The sequence below is a fragment of the Thermomonas brevis genome (assembly GCF_014395425.1).
In the GTDB taxonomy this organism is placed as follows: domain Bacteria; phylum Pseudomonadota; class Gammaproteobacteria; order Xanthomonadales; family Xanthomonadaceae; genus Thermomonas; species Thermomonas brevis.
This window is the reverse complement of record NZ_CP060711.1, coordinates 2,776,173-2,797,644: the sequence shown is the minus strand read 5'-3', so window position 1 is coordinate 2,797,644 and position 21,472 is coordinate 2,776,173. Positions and strand designations below refer to the sequence as shown.

The window sequence follows — 21,472 nt, the reverse complement described above, 5'->3', positions numbered from 1 at the left end:
CGCGGCATGGCACGCAAACCGCAAACACCCGACGCCTCGCCCGTCGCCGACTTCGAGCAGTCGATGCAGGCGCTGGAGGATCTGGTCGGCAGGATGGAAACCGGCGAGATGACGCTGGAGGAATCGCTGGCCGCCTACGAGCGCGGCGTCGGCCTGTACCGCCGCTGCCAGGGCGCGCTGGAGCAGGCCGAGCTGCGCGTACGCCTGCTCAGCGATCCGGCCCGGCCCGAGGACGCCCGCGATTTCGACAGCGGCGACGATGGCTGCGCCTGATTTTTCGTCCTGGCGCGCGCGCGCCGACGCCGCGCTGGAACGCGCCCTGCCCGATCCCGCCACTTCGCCGCAGCGTCTGCACGCGGCGATGCGCCACGGTGTACTGAACGGCGGCAAGCGCATGCGCCCGCTGCTGGTCTACGCCACCGGCGCCGCGCTCGGCGCGCCGGACGCGGAACTGGACGCCGCCGCTGCCGCGGTCGAATTGGTTCACTGTTACTCGCTGGTGCACGACGACCTGCCGGCGATGGACGACGACGACCTGCGCCGCGGCCAGCCCACCGTGCACGTCGCCTTCGACGAAGCCACCGCCATCCTCGCCGGCGACGCCTTGCAGACGCTGGCCTTCGAAACGCTGGCCGCCGCGCCGCAGCCGCCGGAACGGCGCGTCGCCATGCTCGCCGAACTGGCGCGCGCCTCGGGCGTGGCGGGCATGTGCGGCGGACAGGCGCTGGACATCGACGCCACCGGCCGCGTCATCGCCCCGGAGCAGCTCGAACGCCTGCACGCGCTCAAGACCGGCGCGCTGCTGCGCTGCGCGGTGCGGCTGGGCGCGTTGGCCGGCAACGCCACGCCCGAGCAATCGACGCAGTTGGATCGCTATGCGGACGCACTCGGCCTCGCCTTCCAGATCCGCGACGACCTGCTCGACATCGAGGGCGACGCCGCCACCCTCGGCAAGACCGCCGGCAAGGACGCGGCGCAGGACAAGGCGACGTTCCCCGCGCTGATCGGCATCGACGCCAGCCGCGCGCGGCTGGAGACGCTGGCGGCGACGATGCGGCAGGCGCTGGACGCGCTGGACGCCGACACCGGCGCGCTGGCCGCGCTGGCGCGACAGGTGGTCGAGCGCACGCACTGAACCGCAGGCAGAAAAAGGCCGGGAATCCCCGGCCTTTTCCAACTCTTTCGCCGCGCTTACTTCAACAGGCGGAGCGTGAACGGATAGCGGTAGGACTCGCCGTTCCACGCCTTGAACGTCGCGACGATGCTGCACACCAGCCAGCTCACCGCCACGACCGCCGCCATCACCGCCAGCACCAGCCCGGCGGGCAGGGTGACGATGGCGCCGATGCCGAGCGTCAGGATCGTCGCGCCCACCAGCACCGCGCCAACGATCGCCAGCGCACAGGCCATCAGGAACATGGACAGGTTGAAGTTGAACGCTTCGCGCGCGTGTTCGGCTACGAAACCGGAATCGTCCTTCTTCGCCAGGTAGATCGCCCCGGCCGCCAGCATGCCGGCGATGCCCGCGCTCCAACTGGTCAGGAACGCCAGCAGCAGGGCTCCGCCATGGGCGCTGGCCGCCCACAGGCGGTCGTTCTGGCTCGAGGTCAGGGTCTGCATCTGCACGGTGTCCATCGTCGTCTCCCACCGGAACCGATCCGGCATGGTTCGATGATGGGGACGCCACCGGGCGACGCAATCCGGTTTGCGACGGAAACCAGCCTCACGCGATGAATGCCGTCGCGACGCGCGCGAATCGGACGGCCGCCGAAACGAGCGAGCCCGGGACAGGCCCGGGCTCGCGGTGAAGCATGCTGCGATGGCGGCTTACTTGACCAGGCGGATCGTCAGCGGATAGCGGTAAGCCACGCCCTCGTTGGCCTTGATCGCCGCCATGATCACCAGCACCAGCGCGGTGATGCCGACGACCAGCGCCACCGGCACCGTCAGCAGCGCACCGATCCCGATGGTGAGCACGGTGAAGATCACCAGCAGCAGGAAGATCGCCGACACGGTGATGTTGAAGTTCAGCGCTTCCTTGGCCTGGTCGGCCACGAACGGCATCTCGTCCTTCTTCATCAGCCAGATCACCAGCGGGCCGAGGAAGAAGCCCCAGCCGCCGAACGCCGAGGTCAGCAGGCCGCCGAGCAGCGCCGACAGGTGGGCGAACATCGCCCACTGCCGCTCGTCCTTCGACGGCGTCCCGGCCGGCGGAGGCGGCGGTGGCGGTGTCGCGGCGTCCGTTTCGAATTGGTCCATTTCGTTCATCCCCGATTGGCAAAGACGGCATCGATTGCCGCGTCGCCGAGGATAACGCGAACCGATGGCGGAAACGGCCGTCCGGCGATCGGCTCAGCCGCCGCCGGCCACCGTCATCCGCCCGACCAGGATCGAGCCGGTGCGCACGTGCGAGCGCGGATCGACATCGTCGCCCACCGCCTCGATGCCGGCGAACATCGTCTTCAGGTTGCCGGCGATGGTGATGCCGTCGACCGGGTAGGCCAGTTCGCCGTTCTCCACCCAGAAGCCGGCCGCGCCGCGCGAGTAGTCGCCGGTGATCGCGTTCACGCCCTGCCCCATCAGCTCCGTCACTAGCAGGCCGCGGCCCATGCCGCGCAGCATCGCCGCCAGATCGCCGGCGTTCGCCTTCACCTGCAGGTTGTGCACGCCGCCGGCGTTCGCGGTGGTGGCGAGGCCCAGCTTGCGCGCCGAATAGCTGCCGAGCACGTAGCGCTGGACGATGCCGCCGTCGACCAGCATCGACCTGCGGGTCGCCACGCCCTCGGCGTCGAACGCCGCCGAACGGAACCCGCGCGGCAGGAACGGGTTTTCCTCGATGGCGAACCACTCCGGGAACACCCGCGTACCCTGGCTGTCCAGCAGGAAGCTGGCGCGCCGGTACAGCGCGCCGCCGGACACCGCGCCGATGAAGCTGCCGATCAGCGAACGCGCCATTTCCGCGCAGAACAGTACCGGCACCTCGCCGGTCGGCAGCTGGCGCGGATCGAGCCGGTCCAGCGTGCGCCGCGCGGCCTTGCGGCCGATGGCGTCCGGCGCTTCCAGGTCGGACTGCGCCAGCGCCACGCTGAACCAGCCGTCGCGCTGCATCGCATCGCCCTCGCCAGCGATCAGCGCGCAGCCGGTGCTGTAGGACGTGGCCCGTTCCGCGCCAAGGAAGCCGTGCGAATTGGCGTACACGCTGAGCGAGGCGTTGGCGTTCATCGACGCGCCGTCGGAATTGCCGATGCGCGCGTCCACGCCGCGCCCGGCGGCCTCGCAGGCCAGAGCGATGTCGACGGCGCGATCGGCGTCGAACGGCGCCGGATGCCAGCTGTCGAACTCGCGCAGCGCGCTCGCCATCAGGTCGGCGTCGGCCAGCCCGGAGGCCGGATCCTCCTCGGTATGGCGGGCGATCGCGCAGGCCTGCTCGATGGTGGCGGCCAGGCTCTCGTCGCGCAGGTCGGCGGTGCTGGCGCTGCCCTTGCGCTTGCCGAAGTAGACGGTGATGGCGACGCCGCGGTCGCGGGTGGCCTCCACCGTCTCCACCTCGCCCATGCGCACGTTGACCGACAGGCCCGCGTCCTCGTTGCAGGTCACCTCGCACTGATCGGCGCCGGCCGCGCGGGCGCGGTCGAGCAGCCGCTCGGCGACGGCGGACAGGCGCTCCAGCCGCGGCAGGCTGTCGTCGGCGGGAAGGTCGGAATGGGTGGCGGGGACGTTCAATGGCTTATCCTGTGGCAATGCGAGGACGTGACGAAGAAACCGGCGAGTTTTTCAGCCCCAGCCGCAGCGAGCAGCGCCGCGCGGCGCTGGACGTACTGGAACTGGGACAGCAACTGGTGGCGCTGAGCGCCGCGCAGCTGGCGAAGCTGCCGGTGCCCGAGGACCTGCTGCCGCACATCCGCGAGACCCAGCGCATCACCTCGCACATCGCCCACAAGCGGCAGCTGGCGTTCCTGGCCAAGCAGATGCGCAAGCTGGACGACGACGCGCTGGACGCGATCCGCGACGCCATGAGCAAGGACGGCGAGGCCGCGCGCCGCGAAACCGCCGCGCTGCACCGCGCCGAAGCCCTGCGCGACGCGCTGCTGGGCGACGACGGCGACGCCGCGCTGACCGAATTGCTGGCCACGCATCCGCAGGCCGACCGGCAGAAGCTGCGCCAGCTGGTGCGCAATGCGCGCGAGGAGCGGGCGAAGAACAAGCCGCCGCGGGCGTTCCGGGAGTTGTTCCGGGAGCTGCGGGAGTTGCTGGTGGGTGGCAGTGAAGCCGGCGACGAGACGCTTGAAGGCGACGACGAAGCCTGAAGCCGTCCTTCCCGCGAAATCATTTCTCTTGTGACGCGTGTTCTTGCTCGTCATTCCCGCGAAAGCGGGAATCCAGGGACTTTGTTTTCCATGGCAACACGGAAGCAAGAGCAATGTCCTTGGATTCCCGCTTTCGCGGGAATGACGAGCAAATGAGCATGCGTCCGTCGACAGAGGCTCGCTTTCGCGGGAATGACGAGCCGGTGCGCTCACGCCTTCGTCCCGCCCACGGTGATTTCCGAAATCAGCAGGCTGGGCTGACCCACGCCCACCGGCACGCTCTGCCCGTCCTTGCCGCAGATGCCGACGCCGTCGTCCAGCGCCAGGTCGTGGCCGATCATCGCCACCTTCTGCATGGTCTCCGGACCGTTGCCGATCAGGGTCGCGCCCTTCACCGGCGCGGTGATTTTGCCGTCCTCGATCAAATACGCCTCGGTCGCCGAGAACACGTACTTGCCGCTGGTGATGTCCACCTGCCCGCCGCCGAAGTTGACCGCGTACAGGCCGCGCTTGACCGAACGGATCATCTCCTCCGGGTCGTGCGTGCCTGCGCGCATGTAGGTGTTGGTCATGCGCGGCATGACGAGATGCGCGAACGATTCGCGGCGACCGTTGCCGGTCGGGGCCATGCCCATCAGCCGCGCGTTGAGCGTGTCCTGCATGTAGCCGACCAGGATGCCGTCCTCGATCAGCGTGGTGCACGCCGTCTGCGTACCCTCGTCGTCGATGTTGAGCGAACCGCGGCGGCCGTCCAGCGTGCCGTCGTCGACGATGGTGACGCCGGGCGCGGCCACGCGCTGGCCGATGCGGCCGGCGTAGGTCGAGGTGCCCTTGCGGTTGAAGTCGCCTTCCAGCCCGTGGCCCACCGCTTCGTGCAGCAGCACGCCCGGCCAGCCGTGGCCGAGCACCACCGGCATCGCGCCGGCCGGTGCGTCGACCGCTTCCAGGTTCACCAGCGCCTGCCGCAGCGCCTCGCGGGCGAACTTCTCCGGCTTGCCGTCGGCCAGCAGTTCCTCGTAGGAATAGCGCCCGCCGAAGCCGGCGAAGCCCGATTCGCGCCGGCCGTTCTGCTCCACGATCACCTGCACGTTCATCCGCACCAGCGGGCGCACGTCGCCGGCCAGCACGCCGTCGCTGCGCGCCACCAGCACGGTGTCCACGCCGCCGGAGAGGCTCACCATCACCTGCTGCACGCGCGGATCGAGCGCGCGCACCAGTCCGTCCACGCGGCGCAGCGCGTCCACTTTGGCGGCGTTGTCGAGCGCGTCGATGGGATCGAGCGCGGGATACAGCGCGCGTCCGCCGCTGCGCTGCAACGCGTGCGCGCCGTGCGCGCGGCCGTCGCGGGCGATCGCGCGCGCCGACTGTGCGGCGGCGAGCAGCGCCGGCGCGTCCAGTTCGTCGGAATAGGCGAAGCCGGTCTTCTCGCCGGAGATCGCGCGCACGCCCACGCCCTGCTCGATGCTGTGCGAGCCGTCCTTGACGATGCCGTCCTCCATGCTCCAGCCCTCGCGGCGGGCGTGCTGGAAGTACAGGTCGCCGAAGTCGATGCCAGGCCCCAGCAGCGCGCCGAACGCGCGCTCCAGCGCGGAGGCGTCGAGCCCGGTGGGCAGCAGCAGGCGGGATTCGGCGATGGCGAGATGGGGCATGGGGTTGTCCTGGGATTGCATGTCTTGTCGTCCCGGGCGCAGCGGCGAACCTGCCGTCGAAGCAAATGAAGCAGGTTCGTCGCTGCGCCCGGAACAACGGTATTTGGATTGAAGAATGTCGTGGCGATCCGCGCGAAATCAATCGCCCTGCCCGCGGTCCGCGCCGAGCTGCGCCGACGTGCTGCGGGTAATGGCCTCGACCTTGGGCGAGGCCCACGGCCCGGTGACGCGGTAGGACTTGGCGCCGATGCCGCGCATCGGCTTGTCCAGCACCGCGTTCGCCACCGCGCCCACCGCCGCGCCCACCGGCCCGCCGGCCAGCGCGCCCACCGCGGTCAGGATGCCGCCGGATTTCGGCAGCACGTCCACGGTCTGGTCGAAACGCTGGTTGCGCAGGTCGGTGCTGCCGCGCACGTGGATTTCGGCGGCGGGGCCGCGCACGCTCAGGTTGTCGGTGCGCAGCTGGCCCTGCGCCAGGTGCGCGTTGCCCTGGATGCGGTCGAAGGCGAAGCCCTTGCTGAAGATGTCGCTGAAATCCAGCGTCAGCCGCCGGCGCAGCTGGGCCACGCCGAGCAGGCCCAGCACGCGGCCCGCGCCCGGCTCGATCTCCAGCAGATGGCCGTCGTGCGCGTCCACCAGCAGGCGCGCGTCCACCGTCGCCGTATCGAAATCGCCGGGGCCGCCGCGCCAGTTCGCTTCGACGCCGAACTTGCCCTTGCCGCCACCCACCTGGCCGCCGAAGCCGAAACCGTCCAGCAGCGCGCCGATATCGTCGCTGTTCGCGTCCAGCTTCAGCTGGCTGCGCGCGTTCGCGCCGCGACCCAGCCAGCTGCCGCTGGCGGCGAGGCGCTGCTTGCCGCCGGCGGTGGTGAACTCGTCCATGCGCATGCCGCCGGCCACCGGCGTGCTGCGGAAGCGCGCGCGGCCCATCGCCGTCGCGCCGATGCGCAGGTCGTCCACGTCGAACAGCAACGGCGGGATCGCGGCAGGGTCGAAGCCGGGCGCGGTAGGCGTCGGCGCCGTTGCGGGCCCGGCAACCTGCGCCGCCGTCCGCGGCGGCAGCGCCCAGTGCAGGCGTTCGAAGCGGCCGGCCACGGTCGCGCCGTCCTGCTCCGGCACCAGCAGCGCGCCGGCGATGCCTTCGCCCTGCACCTGCACCGCGGTGCCGCGCGGCGCGGGCGCCACCACCAGCCGCGCCGGGCCGACATCGGAGCCGAGCAGATGCAGCTGCCCGGCGTCGATCTCGATCCGCCGCAGCGGCATGTCGGCGTCGCCGTGCCCGCCAGTCCCCAGACCGATCCAGTCCAGCGCGTCCAGCCGTTCCACGCGTCCGCCCACGGCCAAGCCTGAGGCCGGCGGCGCACCGGCCGGGCCGCCGCCCAGCTGCACGCGCAGGCCGGTCTTGCCGTTGGCGCTGCGGCTGCGCAGCGACAGCAGATCGCCCAGCGCCACCTCCACCTCGCCGCTTTCCAGCGGCAGGCGGATGCCGATGTCCGCCGCCAGCGCCTGCGCGGCCGGCTTGCGCAGCGGCGCCGGCAGTTCGATGGCGGTGCCCACCAGGTTCGAGCGCAGCCGCAATCGGCTGGGCGGCGCGTTTTGCGCCACGCCGCGCGGCACCGCCAGCTCGGTCGTCCAGCTGGAGCTGCCGCGCAGGTAGGGTTTCAGCCAGCCGAGGTTGCCGGCCTTGTCGAGCAGGCCGTCGATGTCGGCCTGGGTCTGCAGCTGCGCCTCGAACGCCTGCGCCGGATCGCGCACGTGCGGCCCGGCCCGCAGCGACAGCAGGCCGGGCGCGCCCTCGTGGCGTACCTGCAGCTCGCTGGCGTCGAAGCCGCCGCGGTCGAAGCGCGCCTGCCCGCGCACCTGCTCGAACGCCAGCTTCCAGCGCTGCTCGGCCAGGCGCACGCCGGCCAGGGTGACGCTGCCGTCGATGGTCGGCGGCACCGGATGGTCGTGGTGCAGCGGCAGCTTCATGCGGAACGTCGCCTGCGCCGGCCCGGCCGCGCGCAGGTTGTCCATCGTCTCGCCGTACTCCTTGTGCAGCGGGCTGGCCCGCAGCATCGACAGGAAGTCCTTCGCGTCGCCGCCGGCCGCGGCGTCCACCAGCAGCTCGGCCTGGCCGAAGCGCGCGATGCCGGCCTTCAGCGCGGTCACCTGCACGCCGCCGAGGTTGGCGCCGCCGCTGACGGTGAAGCCGTCGGCCACGAAGCTGACATCGGCGTTCATGCGCTGCGCCGCCGGCCAGTCCGGCTGGAACTTCACCGTGCCGTCGGCGATGTGCGCGTCGGCGCGGAACAGGCCGGCGCCGGCCATGCCCGGCTCGTTGCGGAACGGCCAGTCGTCGAGATCGCCGGCGACCACCGCGTGCACGTTGCGCAGCGTGCCGCCCTGCAGCGCCGCGTCCAGCCAGTCGACGGTCGCCTTCGACATCAGGTGGTGGATCCAGAACCCGTGCGCCATCGAGATCGGCACGTCGCCGATGTCGGCGGCGATGTCCAGGTGCGGGCGGCTGCCGTCGTGCTGGAAGCCGATGCCGCCGCGCGCCTGCATCTGCAATTGGCCGCCGTCGATGTCCAGCCCCGGCGTGCGCACCGTCCAGCCGTCGCCGTCGCGCCAGAGCACGGCTTCGCCGTCGAGCTTGAAGTCGTGGACCACGCCGAAGCCGGCGGGCCAGTCGAACGCCACCTGCGCATCGCGGTCGAAGCGCAGGCGCAGGCCGTCGCGGTCGGCCAGCAGCCAGCCGCCGACGCCGCGCAGGCCCGGCGCATGGCCCACCGGATCGAAGCGGAAGCCGCTGATCCGCGCGCTGGCGCGCAGCCGGCCGCCGGGCACGCCGGCCACGTCCACGTCCTCCAGCAGCGCGCCCGGCGCGGTGGTCTGCAGCCAGTGCCGCAAGCCGGGCGAGAGCGCGTCGCTCAGCGCCACCAGTTGCAGCAGCGGCGCGGCCTCCAGCCGATGCGCGCGCAGGCCGTAGCGGCGCTCGCCACCGGCCAGCGCCAGTCCGTCCAGCGTCTGCAGCTGCGCGGCGCTGCCGATGCGCAGGCGCGGCACGCGCAGCTGCCAGTCCTGCACGCTGCCCGCCCAGCTGGCGTCCAGCGCCAGTTCGCCCAGCTCGCGAACGGGCGCGGGCTCGCCGGCCTGCGCCGCGCCGCGCAGGCGCACGTCGCGCAGGTCGGCATCGGCGCGGATCCCGACGATGCGGTGTCCGCGCAGCTGCATCCACGTCCGCAGTTGCCCCTGCCCGGACAGCAGCGACACGCCGGTGACATCGAACGCGCCGGCCAGTTCGCCCAGGTCGGCGCGGCGGCTGCCGGCGTAGACGCGGCCGTCGCCGCTGGCACGGTCGAGTTCGCCGGCCACGTCGAACGGCAGCCCCGTGGCCCGCAGCCAGGCGCGCGCGCCGGCGCGCATGCGCGCGCCGTCCACGCGCAGGCGCAGGTCGATGCGCGGCAAGTGCAGGTCGATGCCCAGCTCCGGCGAGAGCACGTGCAGCCGCGCCTGGGTCAGCTGCAGTTCGCCCAGGTGCGACAGCGCATCCAGCGGATCGCCGCCGCCCTGCTGCTGGCCGGGCAGGCCGCGCACCTGCCATTGGCCGTTGGCGCCGCGCTGCAGGGTCAGGTCCAGCCCGCGCAGGCGCAGCTCGGTGAACGAACGGCCCGGCAGCAGGCCGGCGTACTGCGCCACCAGCACTTCGGCGTCGCCGATCCGCAGCGGGTTGGCGGGATCGCCGATGCGCAGGTTGTCCAGCCGCAGCAGCGGGCCGCGCCGCGTCCATTCGGTGGTGACGTGGTCGAACGCGACTGGCCGGCCGGCGCGCTCGCCCAGCCACGCGGCGATGCGGTCGGGGTGGCGCTCGGCCAGCGGCAGCAGCTGGCTGCCGATGCCGTTGCCCAGCGCCAGCACCACCAGCAACGCCGCCAACGCGTACCACGCCCCGCGGCGCAGCAGGCGCAGGCGGTGGCGCCAGGGCATGGTCATGCGGTTTCCTCCCTCCCTTGCGCGTAGCGCAGGGGAGGGTTGGGGAGGGGTCGCTCTCGACGAGGAAGAGCACCCCACCCTCGCCCTCCCATACGCGCTACGCGCGCAAGGGAGGGGATGAAAAACTCAGAGCAGCACCACATCGAACTGCTCCTGCAAATACTGCGCGTCCGCCTGGAAGCGGATGCTCTTGCCGATGAACTCCTCCAGCTCGGCCACCGCGTTCGATTCCTCGTCGGTGATCCGCGCCACCACTTTCGGCGAAGCGATCACCAGCAGCCGCGCCGCGTCGAACTGGCGCACCGCGCGCACGATCTCGCGGAAGATCTCGTAGGTCACGGTCTCCGGCGTCTTCAGCATGCCGCGCCCGCCGCACTCGTGGCAGGGCTCGCACAGCTGGCGCTCCAGCGACTCCACCGTGCGCTTGCGGGTCATCTCCACCAGCCCCAGCGGCGAGAAGTCGTACACCGTGGTCTTGGCGTGGTCCTTCGCCAGCGACTTCTCCAGCGTGCGCAGCACCTGCCGCCGGTGTTCGGCGTCGTGCATGTCGATGAAGTCGATGATGATGATCCCCCCGAGGTTGCGCAGCCGCAGCTGGCGCGCCACCGCCTGCGCCGCTTCCAGATTCGTCCGGTAAACGGTTTCCTCGAGGTTGCGTTGACCGAGGAAGCTGCCGGTGTTCACGTCGACCGTGGTCATCGCTTCGGTCTGGTCGATCACCAGGTAGCCGCCGGACTTCAGCGGCACTTCCTTGTCGAGCGCGCGCTGGATCTCGTCCTCCACGCCGTACATGTCGAACACCGGGCGCGCGCCGGTGTAGTGCTCCACCTTGTCGGCCAGCGCCGGCATGTAGCGGGCGGCGAACTCGCGCAGGCGCTCGCAGGTCTCGCGCGAATCCACCTTCACCTTCTCCACGTCGCGGCGGATCAGGTCGCGCACCGCGCGCAGCGGCAGGCTCAGGTCCTCGTAGACGCGGCTGCCCACCTTGGCGCCGGCGGCGTTGCGTTCGATCAGCTCCCAGACCCGGCGCAGGTAGGCGATGTCCTCGGCCAGCGCCTCGGCCGGCTGGCCCTCGGCATTGGTGCGCACGATGTAGCCGTGTTCGCCGCCGCTGGCGGTCAGCTCGGCCATCAGCGCCTTCAGGCGCGCGCGCTCGGCCTCGTCCTCGATGCGCGCGGAAATGCCGACCACCTTCGAGCGCGGCAGCAGCACCAGGTAGCGCGAGGGAATGCTGATCTGGGTGGTCAGCCGCGCGCCCTTGCTGCCGATCGGGTCCTTCACCACCTGCACCACGACCTCGGCGCCGTCGCGCAGCAGCTCGCCGATCGGCACCTGCATCTGCGGCGAGGCGACCGACGCCGCGGCGTCCTCGCCCTCCACCGCGTCCACCGGCGCGGCGCGGAAGATGTCGTTGGCGTGCAGGAAGGCGGCGCGCTCCAGGCCGATGTCGACGAACGCGGCCTGCATGCCCGGCATCACCCGCTGCACCTTGCCCTTGTAGATGTTGCCGACCACGCCGCGCTGGCTGCCGCGCTCGATGTGCAGCTCCTGCAGCATGCCGTTCTCGACCACCGCGACGCGGGTTTCGCGCGGGGTCACGTTGACCAGAAGCTCCTCGCTCATGGCAGCAGTCCGAATGCGCGCAGCAGGCCGGCGGTCTCGCGCAGCGGCAGGCCCATCACGCCGGAGTAGCTGCCGTCCAGCCGCTCGACGTGCGCCTCGAAGCGGCCCTGGATGGCGTAGGCGCCGGCCTTGCCCTGCCAGTCGCCGCTGTCCAGGTAGCGCTGGATGTCGGCATCGGACAGCGGCTCCACCGTCACGTTGGTCAGCGACGCCGCCTGCGCCTCGCGCCCGGCCGAGACCAGCGACACGGCGGTCAGCACCTCGTGGGTGCGTCCGGACAGCGCGCGCAGCATCGCCGCCGCGTCGATCGCGTCGGCCGGCTTGCCGAACACGCGGCCGTCGAGGATCACTTCCGTATCCGAACCCAGCACCACGGCGCCGGGGACGGCGACCACCTCCAGCAGGCCCGCGCCAGCCTTCTCGCGCGCCACCCGGCGTACGTAGTCGGAAGCGGCTTCGGTGGCCCCCTGCTGTTCGGGAACGTCGAGATCGAGGAGGCCGAACTCCAGCCCGAGGCGGGCCAGCAGTTCGGCGCGGCGGGGCGAACGCGAGGCAAGATGCAGCATCCGGGCAGTCTAACCCGTGGCTGACTGCGCGCCGCACCGGCGCAGGCGCGCAACCCCGTTGCGGCTCACCGGGCGTTCACTCCCCGCATGCACATTCTTCCCGCCGTCCTCCACAGGAGTCCATCATGACGATGCTGCGCCCGCTGATCCTCGCCCTCGCCCTTGCCGCCGCCCTGCCCATGACCGCCAACGCCCAGACGCCCCCTCCCGCCCCGATGGTCGCCCCGCCCCAGGGCACGCTTCTGTCCGTGTCCGCCACCGGCGAGGCCAGCCGCACCCCGGACATCGCCACGATCTCCACCGGCGTGGTCACCCAGGCCGCCGACGCCAACGCGGCCATGCGCGACAACGCCAACCAGATGGACAAGGTGATGGCGGCGCTGCGCGCGGCCGGCATCGCCGAGCGCGACGTCCAGACCAGCGGGATCAACCTCAACCCGCAGTACAAGTACGCGGACAACGTGCCGCCGGTCATCGTCGGCTACCAGGCCAGCAACACGGTCAACGTGAAGGTCCGCGACCTGTCCAAGCTGGGCAAGGTGCTGGACACGCTGGTCGCGCAGGGCGCCAACCAGATCAACGGCCCCAGCTTCGGCCTGGACAAACCGGAGGCCGCCTTCGAGGAAGCGCGCCTGGCCGCGGTGAAGAAGGCGCAGGCGCAGGCGCAGACCTACGCGAACGCACTGGGCCTGCAGGTCAGGCGCATCGTCAGCATCAGCGAAGGCGGCGCCAGCCTGCCGCGTCCGCCGATGCCGGTAATGCGGATGATGGCGGCGGATGCCGGCTACGCCAAGGAAACCTCGGTGGCGCCGGGCGAAAGTTCGGTGTCGGTGAGCGTGGAGATGGTGTTCGAGTTGGGGCGCTGACGAACGATCCCCCGCATCGCCCACACGACGCCCGCCTTGCGCGGGCGTCGTCGTTTCCGGCCGTCTGAACGCAGGCCAACGCGCGTGCATCGCCCCTGTTGCCGATGCCGCGACGGCGGGCGCAGCGTAGGGGCGTGCGTCGGTCGGGCCGCAACCCCGTGTCGTTCAACCCCACTTCCTTCGCCCGCCCGTTGCATGACTCGTGGTTCCCGCTTCCTCACCGGAAAGGAGATTCGCCATGATTCACGCATCCGTTCCCGCCCCGGCCCATCCACAGGTCTCCCGGCTCCGCCCGGACCCGGCGCGCATCTTCACCCTGAGCGGCACCTTCGCCCTCAACCTGCTGGTGTTCGGCCTGCTGATGGTGCCGATCGCGATCCCGCCGCCGGCCGTGCTCACGCCGCAGAAGCCGAACATGACGATCCGCGACATCGTCAAGCGGCCGGAGCCGGTGATCGTCGACATCGCGCCGATCCCGCATCCGCGCCCGGCCACGCCGGCGGCAACCCACGAACGTCGCAGCGTCGCGCCGCCGACCCACGACACCGCCGCATCCACCATCGTCAGCGACACCGGCAACCAGCCCGTCGCGGACACCGGCAGCGTCGCCGACGACACGCTCCCGCCCGGCCCGGACATCGGCCCCGGCAGCGGACCGGCACCAATGCAGTTGGCTTATCGCGCCGCGCCTGCGCCCGCGTATCCGCGCGTCGCGCTGCAGCGGCAGTGGAGCGGCACCGTGCTGCTGCAAGTGCTGGTCGACGTCGACGGCCACCCACTGGACGTGACCATCGCGCGCAGCAGCGGCCATCGCGAGCTGGACGAGGCCGCGCGCCAGCAGGTGCTCAAGCGTTGGAGCTTCCAGCCGGCGACCCGCGACGGCGCGCCGGTGCAGGCCATCGGGCTGGTGCCGGTGGAGTTCAACCTGCGCCGCTGAGCATCGCCCGCGGGCCATGTCGCAACCGCCATCCGGACGCACTAGGATGGCGCTGCGTCATCCCGTCAACTTGTGGAGGCAGCATGTTCAACGGAATCTTCGGCTACATCATCGGCGGCCTGGTCATCGGCGTGCTGGCCCGGATCATCAAGCCCGGCGCGGACCCGATGGGCTGGATCATGACCATCGTGCTCGGCATCGTCGGCGCGGTGGTGGGCGGCTACCTCTCCGGCCTGCTCGGCATCACCAGCACGCTGCTGATGTGGGCGGTCGCCATCGGCGCGGCCATCGTGCTGCTTTTCATCTACGAGGCGGCGCGCAAGAAGAAGGTCTGATTCGCCCTCCATTCGCGCTCCGGAACGCCCCGCCCATGCGGGGCGTTCCCATCTTGGGCGCTCCCCCATGGCCGTGCGGCATGCGCTAACCTCGCTCGGGACAAGCCTCGAGGCCGAAGCATGGGCGACATCACGCAGTTGCTGGAGCGCGCGCGCGGTGGCGAACGCGATGCCTGGGAACAGGCCATCGCCTCCCTTTACGAAGAACTTCTGCGGATGGCGCGGCGGGCACGCGCCCATGGCGGGGCGATGACGCTCAATCCCACCGCGCTGGTCAACGAATGCTACCTGCGGGTGGCGCGGCGGCAGGCCGACGGCATCCACAACCGCGAACACTTCCTGGCGGTGGCCGGACGCGCGATGCGGCAGATCCTGGTCAACTACGCGCGCGACCAGGTCGCGGCCAAGCGCGGTGGCGATGCGCGGCGGGTGACGCTGGACGAGGAGCGCCTCGGCACGGAGCGCGAAGCGGACGACCTGCTGGCGCTGGATGCCGCATTGGTGCGGCTTGCTTCCGAAGATGCGCGAATGGCGCGCGTCGTGGACTGCCGGGTGTTCGGCGGACTGACCGAGCAGGAAACCGCAGCGGCGCTGGAACTGCCGCTGCGCAGCGTGCAGCGGCTCTGGCGCGACGCGCGCGAGCGCCTGCGCGTGCTGTTGCCGGACTGAACATGCGCCGGGCCGACCGCCTGCTGGAGCCGGGAGCCGTGCTTGGCGGCGCACTGGTCGGCGCGCTGCTGCGCGAACGCCTGGCGCTGGACGAACTCTCGCCGGGTGGCCGGCTGGGCGCATTCCGCATCGTTCGCGAGCTCGGCCGCGGCGGCATGGGCATCGTCTATCTCGCAACGCGCTCCGACGGCGCGTTCGATCAGCAGGTGGCGATCAAGTGGCTGCCGGTCGGGGAATCCGCCGCCAACGCCGCCGGGCAGTTCAAGCGGGAACGGCAGATCCTGGCCGGGCTGCGCCACTCCCACATCGCCCGCCTGCTCGATGGCGGCAGCAGCGATGGCCACCTGTGGTTCGCGATGGAGCACGTGGACGGCGCGCCCGTCGACCGCTACGCCGCCGACGCCGGGCTGGGTTGGCGCGAACGCGTGCGCCTGCTGCTGCCGGTGATCGATGCCGTGCAGTTCGCCCATGCGCGGCTGCTGGTGCACCGCGACATCAAGCCCGACAACGTGCTGGTGGACGCCGACGGTCGCGCCATGCTGGTGGACTTCGGCGTCGCTGCGCTGCTGGGCGAAGTGGACGCACGCGCCGCCTATACCGAAGGTTTCGTCAGCCCCGAGCAGCGGCTGGGCGCGCCACCCGACATCAGCGCCGACGTGTGGCAGCTCGGACGGCTGCTGCAGGCGACGCTGGCGGCCGGCACGCCCGCGCAGCCGGCCCCGGACATTCCCGCCGATCTGAAGGCGATCATCGCCTGCGCCACCACCGCCGAACCGGCCGGTCGCTATCCCACCGCCGCCGCGCTGCAATCCGACCTGCAGCGCCTGCTGGCGCATCGCCCGGTGAGCGTGCGCCGCCCCGGCGCCTGGGGCCGGCTGCGCCTGCTGGCGCGCGCGCATCCGCTGGGTCTGGTCAGCAGCGTGCTGGCGCTGGCGCTGTTCGCCGCCACCATCACCGGCTTCATGCTGCGCCTCGCCCACCAGCGCGACGTGGCCGAGCACGCGCGCGCCACCGCCGAGGCGATCAACGCCTTCATCGAGGAAGACCTGCTGCCCGGCGCCGATCCGCTGCAGGCCGGCTCGCGCGACACCAGCATGGCCGAGTTGGCCGAACGCGCGCTGGCGCGGGCGGAAGCGCGCCTGGGCGCCGCGCCGCACGTGGCCGCGCAGGTGGAGCTGAGCCTGGGCCGCACGCTGGCGAACCTGGGCGACTTCAAGAGCGCCGAACGCGCTTTCGCCCTCGCCATCGGCCATCTCGCCAAGCTGTACGGGCCGGGCGACAGGCGCACGCTGGACGCGCGCCTGCAGCGCGAGCGGCAGATGCTGGATCGCGCGCGCCTGACCACCGCCGAACCGCGATTGAACAAGCTGCGCGCGGACGTGCTGGATCACTTGGGGCCGGCGTCTCCGCTGCTGCCGGAAGTCGACAACCAGCTCGCGCACGCGGCGCTGGTGCGCGACGACTTCGCCGCCTGTGCCGCACGCTACCGCGCGCTGCTGCCGCATACCGCCAATGCCGACGCCGTGCTGCGCGCCGATACCTACATGGGATTGAGCATGTGCGAGGCCCGCCTGGGCCATCCGGAAGAAGCGCTTGCCCACGCCGACCGTTCGGTGGCGCTGGCTTCGCAGGCGTTGGGCGCGCAGCATCCCTACGCGCTGGAAAGCAAACTGGCGCAGGAAACCGCGCTGGTCGGCATGGGACGTTACGACGAAGCCGCCGACGTACTGCAGCAGCTGACCACCGCCTTCGAGCAGCGCTACGGCCCCGCGCACCAGATGACGCTGCTGGCGATGCACGACCTCGGCCTGGCGCTCACCTGCGCCGGCAAGGCCGACCAGGGCGTCGCCTGGATGCAGCACGCCGCGGAAGGACGCGCGCGCATCCTGGGGACGAAGCATCCCTGGTATGCGATGAGCGAGAGCGTGCTCGGCATGGCGCACATCCGCCTGCGCCAGTATCCGCAGGCCGGCGCCGCGCTGGCGCGTGCCCGTGCGGCGCTGGGAGATCGCGCGGAGGAGACGCCGTACGTGCAGGCGGCCCTGCTGGAAAACGAAGCCGACCTGGCGCTGGCGCAAGGCCGCGCGCGGGCGGCGCTGGCGCGCTACGACGAGGCGCTGGCGGTCGGCGCGCACCTGTACCCCGCCGGCCACCAGCGGCTGACGGTGTTGCGGCTGGGTCGCGGGCTGGCGCTGCTCGGTGCGGGCGATGCCGACGCCGGGCAGCCGTTGCTGCGCGACGCGCTGGAACGCATCGGCACGCGGCCGGATTGCCGCGGCCCCCAGATCGCGCAGGCGCGCCGCCTGCTCGCGAGCACGCCATGAACGCGCGGGGCCGGGCATCCCGGCCCCGTTCCACCATCTACTGCTGCATCCGCAGCGTATGCGTCCAGCTGTGGTCGTAGGCTGAGTACACCGTCCAGCTGTAGCTCGACCAGGTGTAGCCCTCGCCTGGCCACGGGTTCATGTAGCCGATCATCTGCGTGCCATTGAGGTCGTGGTAGCCGTAGCCGACCATGATGTGGCCGCCGCCGCCGTACCAGCCGAAGCGGATCACGAACGGACGGTTGGCGTTGACATCGGAAACGACCGCGCTCCATGACGATGCGGAGGCATACGCCTGGTTGCGCACGCCGTTGGACGCCAGGATGTCCTGCACGCTGCCATAAGTGCCGTACAGGCTGTTCGGTTGGTTGGCGTACGAGTTCCAGTTGAACGACGCACTGGCGCAGGCATCGTTGCGGCCGAACGCCCAGTTGACGATGCCGCACTGGGTGGGCTTCTTGCCGTACCAGCGCAGCACGTCGACCGACGACGCCGCCCAGCACCACTGGCTGTGTTCCTGCGTCACCTGCTCGATATCGAGATATTTGTAGCCACTGCCGGCAATGGCGGCGAAGGACAGGCCCGCCAGCAGCGATGCGGCGGCAAGGCGATGGATCATGTTCATCGTGGGATCTCCCTGGCGTCCGGATCAGTACATGACATTGAGGTTGCGCGTGGCGGCCTGGCGCAGGCCCGGCATCAGCTCGGCCGCATCCAGCAACCCTGCATCCGGACGCATGCGCAGCCCCAGGCTTTCGCGGGCCGCGCTCAACGGCGCATAGCGGGCCGGCGCGGCGCCTTGGCTGACCTCGATGAAATCGGCGGTGGCCTGCGGCACGCGCAGATAGCGCAGGCGCACGTTCCGCTGGTTGCCATAGCGTGCGACCAGTGCCTGCACGTCGCGGCTTATTCCGGCGCCGCCGATCGACACCAGCCGCCACTCCTTGCCGGCGTACTCCATGGTCAGCAGCCCCACCGGCTTGCCCAGCACCATCACCGCATATCGCCACTGCCCGGTTTCCTGCGCCGCACGCGCCAGCGGCGTGCCCGCACGCAGACTGTCCGGCTGCACATCGTGCACCGCGAAACCCCAGCCGATCCGGGCCTGCTTGAGCGCGGCCGGAGCCGCCACGTCCAGCGGAAACCCGGGCGGCAATGCCTGCCCGACGTCGACGGTGGCAATGAAGTTACGCAGCGCCTGTGCGGCAGCGGCCTGTGCCGGCGCGGCGGCGGCCTGTCCGGGCATGACGAACCCCGGCCCGGCGCCCACCATGCTCGACTGCGCGTAAACCGAACCACTGGCCAATACCGTCGCCAGCAGGATGTATCGCAAGTGCTTCATGCGTGCCAATCCCCATGTGATGAATGGTGTCCGGCCACCGCGGCCGGCCCTGTGGGTTTCCCCATCCATTCAAAACACGGAAACGACCGGCTTCCCGCCAGGGCCGGGCAGATTCAGGTGCCCGCGGCGAACACCCGATAACGCGCCGGACGCAGATGCACCGTCTCGCCCGCCGCCAGCGGCAGCGCATCGGAATCGAACGCCTCCAGCTCCAGCGCCTGCCCGCCGGCATCGAGTTCGGCGGTGATGCGTCCGCCCAGCCGCTGCACGCCGCGCACGGTCGCCGGCAGCGCGCCCGCGCCGGGTTCGGCGACGGCAAGATCGTGCGGGCGCAGGTACAGCCGCGCGGGTCCGTCGGCCACGCCGGCGGCATCCAGCTCCAGCCCGTCCATGCGGAAGCGCCCGCCCGTCACCTGCCCGTGCAGCACGTTGGCGCGGCCGATGAACTCGAACACGTAGGGCGAGGCCGGCTCACGGTAGATCTCGTCCGGCGTGCCCACCTGCTCCACCCTGCCCGCACGCATCACCACCACCCGGTCGGCCAGTTCCAGCGCTTCCTCCTGATCGTGGGTGACGAACAGCGTGGTCTGTCCGGTCTGCTCGTGCAGCTTGCGCAGCCAGCGGCGCAGCTCCACACGCACCTTGGCGTCCAGCGCGCCGAACGGCTCGTCCAGCAGCAGCACCGCCGGGTCGATAGCGAGCGCGCGCGCCAGCGCGATGCGCTGCTTCTGCCCGCCGGATAACTGATCGGGATAGCGCCCGCCGTGCTCCGGCAATTGCACCAGTTGCAGCAGCTCCTGCACGCGCCGCGCGATCGTCGCCTTGTCGGGCCGCCGTTTTCTCGGCCGACTGCGCAGACCGAAGGCGATGTTCTCCGCCACCGTCATGTGCCGGAACAGCGCGTAATGCTGGAACACGAAGCCGACGTTGCGCTCGCGCAGGCTAAGCCGGGTCGCGTCGACATCGCCGAACAGCACCCGCCCGGCATCGGCATGCAGCAATCCGGCGATCACCCGCAGCAGCGTGGTCTTGCCGGAGCCCGACGGTCCCAGCAGCGCCACCAGCTCGCCGGAGCGGATGTCGAGGTCCACGCCGTCCAGCGCGGCCACGCCCGGATACTGCTTGCGCAGGGAGGAAATCGTCAGTTGCATCGTCAATGGCGCCTGTGCGAATGCGCGAGCGCATCGCCGTGGCGCGCCTCGAGCCAGAACTTCAATACCAGCGTGACCAGCGACAGGCCGGCCAGCAGCGAGGCCACCGCGAACGCGGCGGTGGCGTCGAATTCGTTGTAGAGGATCTCGATGTGCAGCGGCAGCGTGTTGGTCATGCCGCGGATGTGCCCGGACACCACCGACACCGCGCCGAACTCGCCCATCGCCCGCGCGCCGCACAGCAGCACGCCGTACAGCAGGCCCCACTTGATGTTGGGCAAGGTCACGCGGCGGAACATCGTCCACGCGCCCGCGCCCAGCGAGCGCGCCGCCAGTTCCTCGTCCGCGCCCTGCTGCTGCATCAGCGGCACCAGCTCGCGCACCACGAACGGGAAGGTCACGAACAGCGTGGCCAGCACGATGCCGGGGCGGGCGAACAGGATCTTGATGTCGTGCGCCTGCAGCAGCGCATGGAACCAGCCGTCGCTGCCGAACAGCAGCACCAGGCACAGGCCGGCGACCACCGGCGACACCGCGAACGGCAGATCGATCAGCGCCAGCAGGACGCGCTTGCCGCGGAAGGTGAAGCGCGTCAGCGCCCATGCGGCCAGCAGGCCGAAGCCCGCGTTGACCGGGATGACGATCGCGGCGGTGAGCAGGGTCAGCTTCAGCGCGCTGCGTGCGTCCGGCGTCGCCAGCGCCTGCCACCAGACCTTGAAGCCGCTGCCGAACGCCGCGCCCAGCACCATGGCCAATGGCAGCAGCACCAGCAGCCCCATCGCGGCGACGGCGGCGAGGATCAGCAGCAGACGCAGCCAGGCCGGCTCGCGCAGCGGATCGTGGAAGGACGCCTTCGCCGGCTCAGCCATCGCGGCCTCCGCGACCGAACAGCAGCGGGATCAGGTTGATCGCCAGCAGGCACAGGAACGAAGCGACCAGCAGCAGCGCGGCGATGGCGACCGCGCCGTCGTAGTCGTATTCCTCCAGCCGGATGGTGATGAGCAGCGGCGCGATCTCGGTCCTGTACGGGAGGTTGCCGGCGATGAAGATCACCGAGCCGTATTCGCCCAGCCCGCGCGCGAACGCAAGCGAGAAGCCGGTCAGCCACGCCGGCAGCAGCTCCGGCACCACCACCCGCCGCAGCGCGGTGAAGCGGTTGGCGCCGAGCGAGGCGGCGGCCTCCTCCGGCTCGCGGCTCAGCGTCTCCAGCACCGGCTGCAGGCTGCGCACCACGAACGGCAGGCCGATGAACACCAGCGCCAGCACGATGCCGGGCGTCGCGTAGGCGACCTTGATGCCGTAGGCCGCCAGCAGCTGGCCGACCCAGCCGGTCGGCGCGTAGATCGCGGTCAGCGCGATGCCGGCCACCGCCGTCGGCAATGCGAACGGCAGGTCCACTACCGCGTCCAGCAGGCGGCGGCCGGGAAAGCGATAGCGCACGATCACCCATGCCACCAGCGCGCCCACCAGCGCCGCCAGCAGCGCGGCGGCGAACGCGGCGCCGAAGCTGAGCGTCAGCGCCGCCTGCACGCGTTCGTCGCGGATCGCGCGGAGCCAGCCGTGCGCGCCCAGCCCGGCCGCGCGCACCGCCAGCGCCGCCAGCGGCAGCAGCACCACCACGCCCAGCCAGGCCATGCCCAGCCCGAGGCTCAGGCCGAAGCCCGGCAGGGGATTGCGGGCGCGCGCGCGCCGCAGCTTCAGGGCGATGGCACTCATCGGCGTGGCGAT

The 21,472-nt window shown here is 71.2% G+C and carries 20 protein-coding genes; 8 read left to right on the top strand and 12 right to left on the bottom strand.

What is annotated here, in order from left to right:
* Positions 1 to 6 precede the first annotated feature (6 nt).
* Positions 7 to 273 carry an exodeoxyribonuclease VII small subunit gene (locus tag H9L17_RS13010; protein WP_187569855.1) on the top strand — a complete coding sequence of 89 codons (267 nt, stop codon included), beginning with the start codon at positions 7 to 9 and terminating at the stop codon, positions 271 to 273.
* Positions 260 to 1,135, top strand: coding sequence for a (2E,6E)-farnesyl diphosphate synthase (ispA, locus tag H9L17_RS13005; RefSeq protein ID WP_187569854.1), 876 nt, complete (start codon positions 260 to 262; stop codon positions 1,133 to 1,135). The genes H9L17_RS13010 and ispA overlap by 14 nt, the downstream gene beginning before the upstream one ends.
* Positions 1,136 to 1,191: 56 nt before the next feature.
* Here the strand turns inward: ispA and H9L17_RS13000 are convergent, their stop codons facing one another.
* From H9L17_RS13000 to pmbA, 3 genes are all read right to left on the bottom strand, one after another.
* Complete coding sequence (locus H9L17_RS13000; RefSeq protein ID WP_187569853.1) at positions 1,192 to 1,635, bottom strand: DUF4870 domain-containing protein; 444 nt, start codon at positions 1,633 to 1,635, stop codon at positions 1,192 to 1,194.
* A 192-nt stretch (positions 1,636 to 1,827) separates the two neighbouring features.
* Complete coding sequence (locus tag H9L17_RS12995) at positions 1,828 to 2,259, bottom strand: DUF4870 domain-containing protein (protein ID WP_187569852.1); 432 nt, start codon at positions 2,257 to 2,259, stop codon at positions 1,828 to 1,830.
* A gap of 93 nt (positions 2,260 to 2,352) precedes the next feature.
* Positions 2,353 to 3,723 (bottom strand): metalloprotease PmbA, encoded by a 1,371-nt coding sequence (pmbA, locus tag H9L17_RS12990; protein ID WP_187569851.1) that lies wholly within the window; start codon positions 3,721 to 3,723, stop codon positions 2,353 to 2,355.
* 17 nt (positions 3,724 to 3,740) lie between these two features.
* On the opposite strand from pmbA, the gene yjgA reads away from it, so the two are divergent.
* Positions 3,741 to 4,307 (top strand): ribosome biogenesis factor YjgA, encoded by a 567-nt coding sequence (yjgA, locus tag H9L17_RS12985; protein WP_187569850.1) that lies wholly within the window; start codon positions 3,741 to 3,743, stop codon positions 4,305 to 4,307.
* A gap of 209 nt (positions 4,308 to 4,516) precedes the next feature.
* Here the strand turns inward: yjgA and tldD are convergent, their stop codons facing one another.
* From tldD to H9L17_RS12965, 4 genes are all read right to left on the bottom strand, one after another.
* Complete coding sequence (gene tldD, locus H9L17_RS12980; protein WP_187569849.1) at positions 4,517 to 5,956, bottom strand: metalloprotease TldD; 1,440 nt, start codon at positions 5,954 to 5,956, stop codon at positions 4,517 to 4,519.
* Positions 5,957 to 6,094: 138 nt separating this feature from the next.
* Entirely contained in the window at positions 6,095 to 9,931 is a 3,837-nt protein-coding gene (locus tag H9L17_RS12975) for a YhdP family protein (protein ID WP_187569848.1), read from the bottom strand.
* 126 nt (positions 9,932 to 10,057) lie between these two features.
* The gene (rng, locus tag H9L17_RS12970) at positions 10,058 to 11,554 is read right to left on the bottom strand and encodes a ribonuclease G (RefSeq protein WP_187569847.1); all 1,497 of its coding nucleotides are present in this window, start codon (positions 11,552 to 11,554) and stop codon (positions 10,058 to 10,060) included.
* Positions 11,551 to 12,120 carry a Maf family protein gene (locus H9L17_RS12965; protein WP_187569846.1) on the bottom strand — a complete coding sequence of 190 codons (570 nt, stop codon included), beginning with the start codon at positions 12,118 to 12,120 and terminating at the stop codon, positions 11,551 to 11,553. Before H9L17_RS12965 ends, rng begins: the two co-directional genes overlap by 4 nt.
* A 125-nt stretch (positions 12,121 to 12,245) precedes the next feature.
* On the opposite strand from H9L17_RS12965, the gene H9L17_RS12960 reads away from it, so the two are divergent.
* The 5 genes from H9L17_RS12960 to H9L17_RS12940 all read left to right on the top strand — a co-directional run bounded on the left by H9L17_RS12960 (position 12,246) and on the right by H9L17_RS12940 (position 17,251).
* Positions 12,246 to 12,986, top strand: a complete 741-nt coding sequence (locus H9L17_RS12960; protein ID WP_425507346.1) for an SIMPL domain-containing protein — start codon at positions 12,246 to 12,248, stop codon at positions 12,984 to 12,986.
* Between the two features lie 238 nt (positions 12,987 to 13,224).
* Positions 13,225 to 13,923 carry an energy transducer TonB gene (locus tag H9L17_RS12955; RefSeq protein ID WP_187569845.1) on the top strand — a complete coding sequence of 233 codons (699 nt, stop codon included), beginning with the start codon at positions 13,225 to 13,227 and terminating at the stop codon, positions 13,921 to 13,923.
* Positions 13,924 to 14,006: 83 nt separating this feature from the next.
* Positions 14,007 to 14,258 carry a GlsB/YeaQ/YmgE family stress response membrane protein gene (locus tag H9L17_RS12950; protein ID WP_187569844.1) on the top strand — a complete coding sequence of 84 codons (252 nt, stop codon included), beginning with the start codon at positions 14,007 to 14,009 and terminating at the stop codon, positions 14,256 to 14,258.
* A gap of 120 nt (positions 14,259 to 14,378) precedes the next feature.
* Positions 14,379 to 14,927, top strand: coding sequence for an ECF-type sigma factor (locus H9L17_RS12945; RefSeq protein WP_187569843.1), 549 nt, complete (start codon positions 14,379 to 14,381; stop codon positions 14,925 to 14,927).
* Between the two features lie 2 nt (positions 14,928 to 14,929).
* A complete protein-coding gene (locus H9L17_RS12940; protein WP_187569842.1) occupies positions 14,930 to 17,251 on the top strand; it encodes a serine/threonine-protein kinase in 2,322 nt (773 codons plus the stop codon).
* A 37-nt stretch (positions 17,252 to 17,288) separates the two neighbouring features.
* On the opposite strand, the gene H9L17_RS12935 is transcribed toward H9L17_RS12940, so the two are convergent.
* The 5 genes from H9L17_RS12935 to cysT form a co-directional block, all read right to left on the bottom strand.
* Positions 17,289 to 17,876: a C39 family peptidase gene (locus H9L17_RS12935; protein WP_187569841.1), complete on the bottom strand. Its 588-nt coding sequence runs from the start codon at positions 17,874 to 17,876 to the stop codon at positions 17,289 to 17,291.
* A gap of 24 nt (positions 17,877 to 17,900) precedes the next feature.
* Positions 17,901 to 18,584, bottom strand: coding sequence for a hypothetical protein (locus tag H9L17_RS12930; protein WP_187569840.1), 684 nt, complete (start codon positions 18,582 to 18,584; stop codon positions 17,901 to 17,903).
* Positions 18,585 to 18,706: 122 nt separating this feature from the next.
* Complete coding sequence (locus tag H9L17_RS12925; protein ID WP_187569839.1) at positions 18,707 to 19,744, bottom strand: sulfate/molybdate ABC transporter ATP-binding protein; 1,038 nt, start codon at positions 19,742 to 19,744, stop codon at positions 18,707 to 18,709.
* 2 nt (positions 19,745 to 19,746) lie between these two features.
* Positions 19,747 to 20,613: a sulfate ABC transporter permease subunit CysW gene (cysW, locus tag H9L17_RS12920; RefSeq protein ID WP_187569838.1), complete on the bottom strand. Its 867-nt coding sequence runs from the start codon at positions 20,611 to 20,613 to the stop codon at positions 19,747 to 19,749.
* Entirely contained in the window at positions 20,606 to 21,460 is an 855-nt protein-coding gene (cysT, locus tag H9L17_RS12915; protein ID WP_187569837.1) for a sulfate ABC transporter permease subunit CysT, read from the bottom strand. The genes cysW and cysT overlap by 8 nt, the downstream gene beginning before the upstream one ends.
* Positions 21,461 to 21,472: the final 12 nt, after the last annotated feature.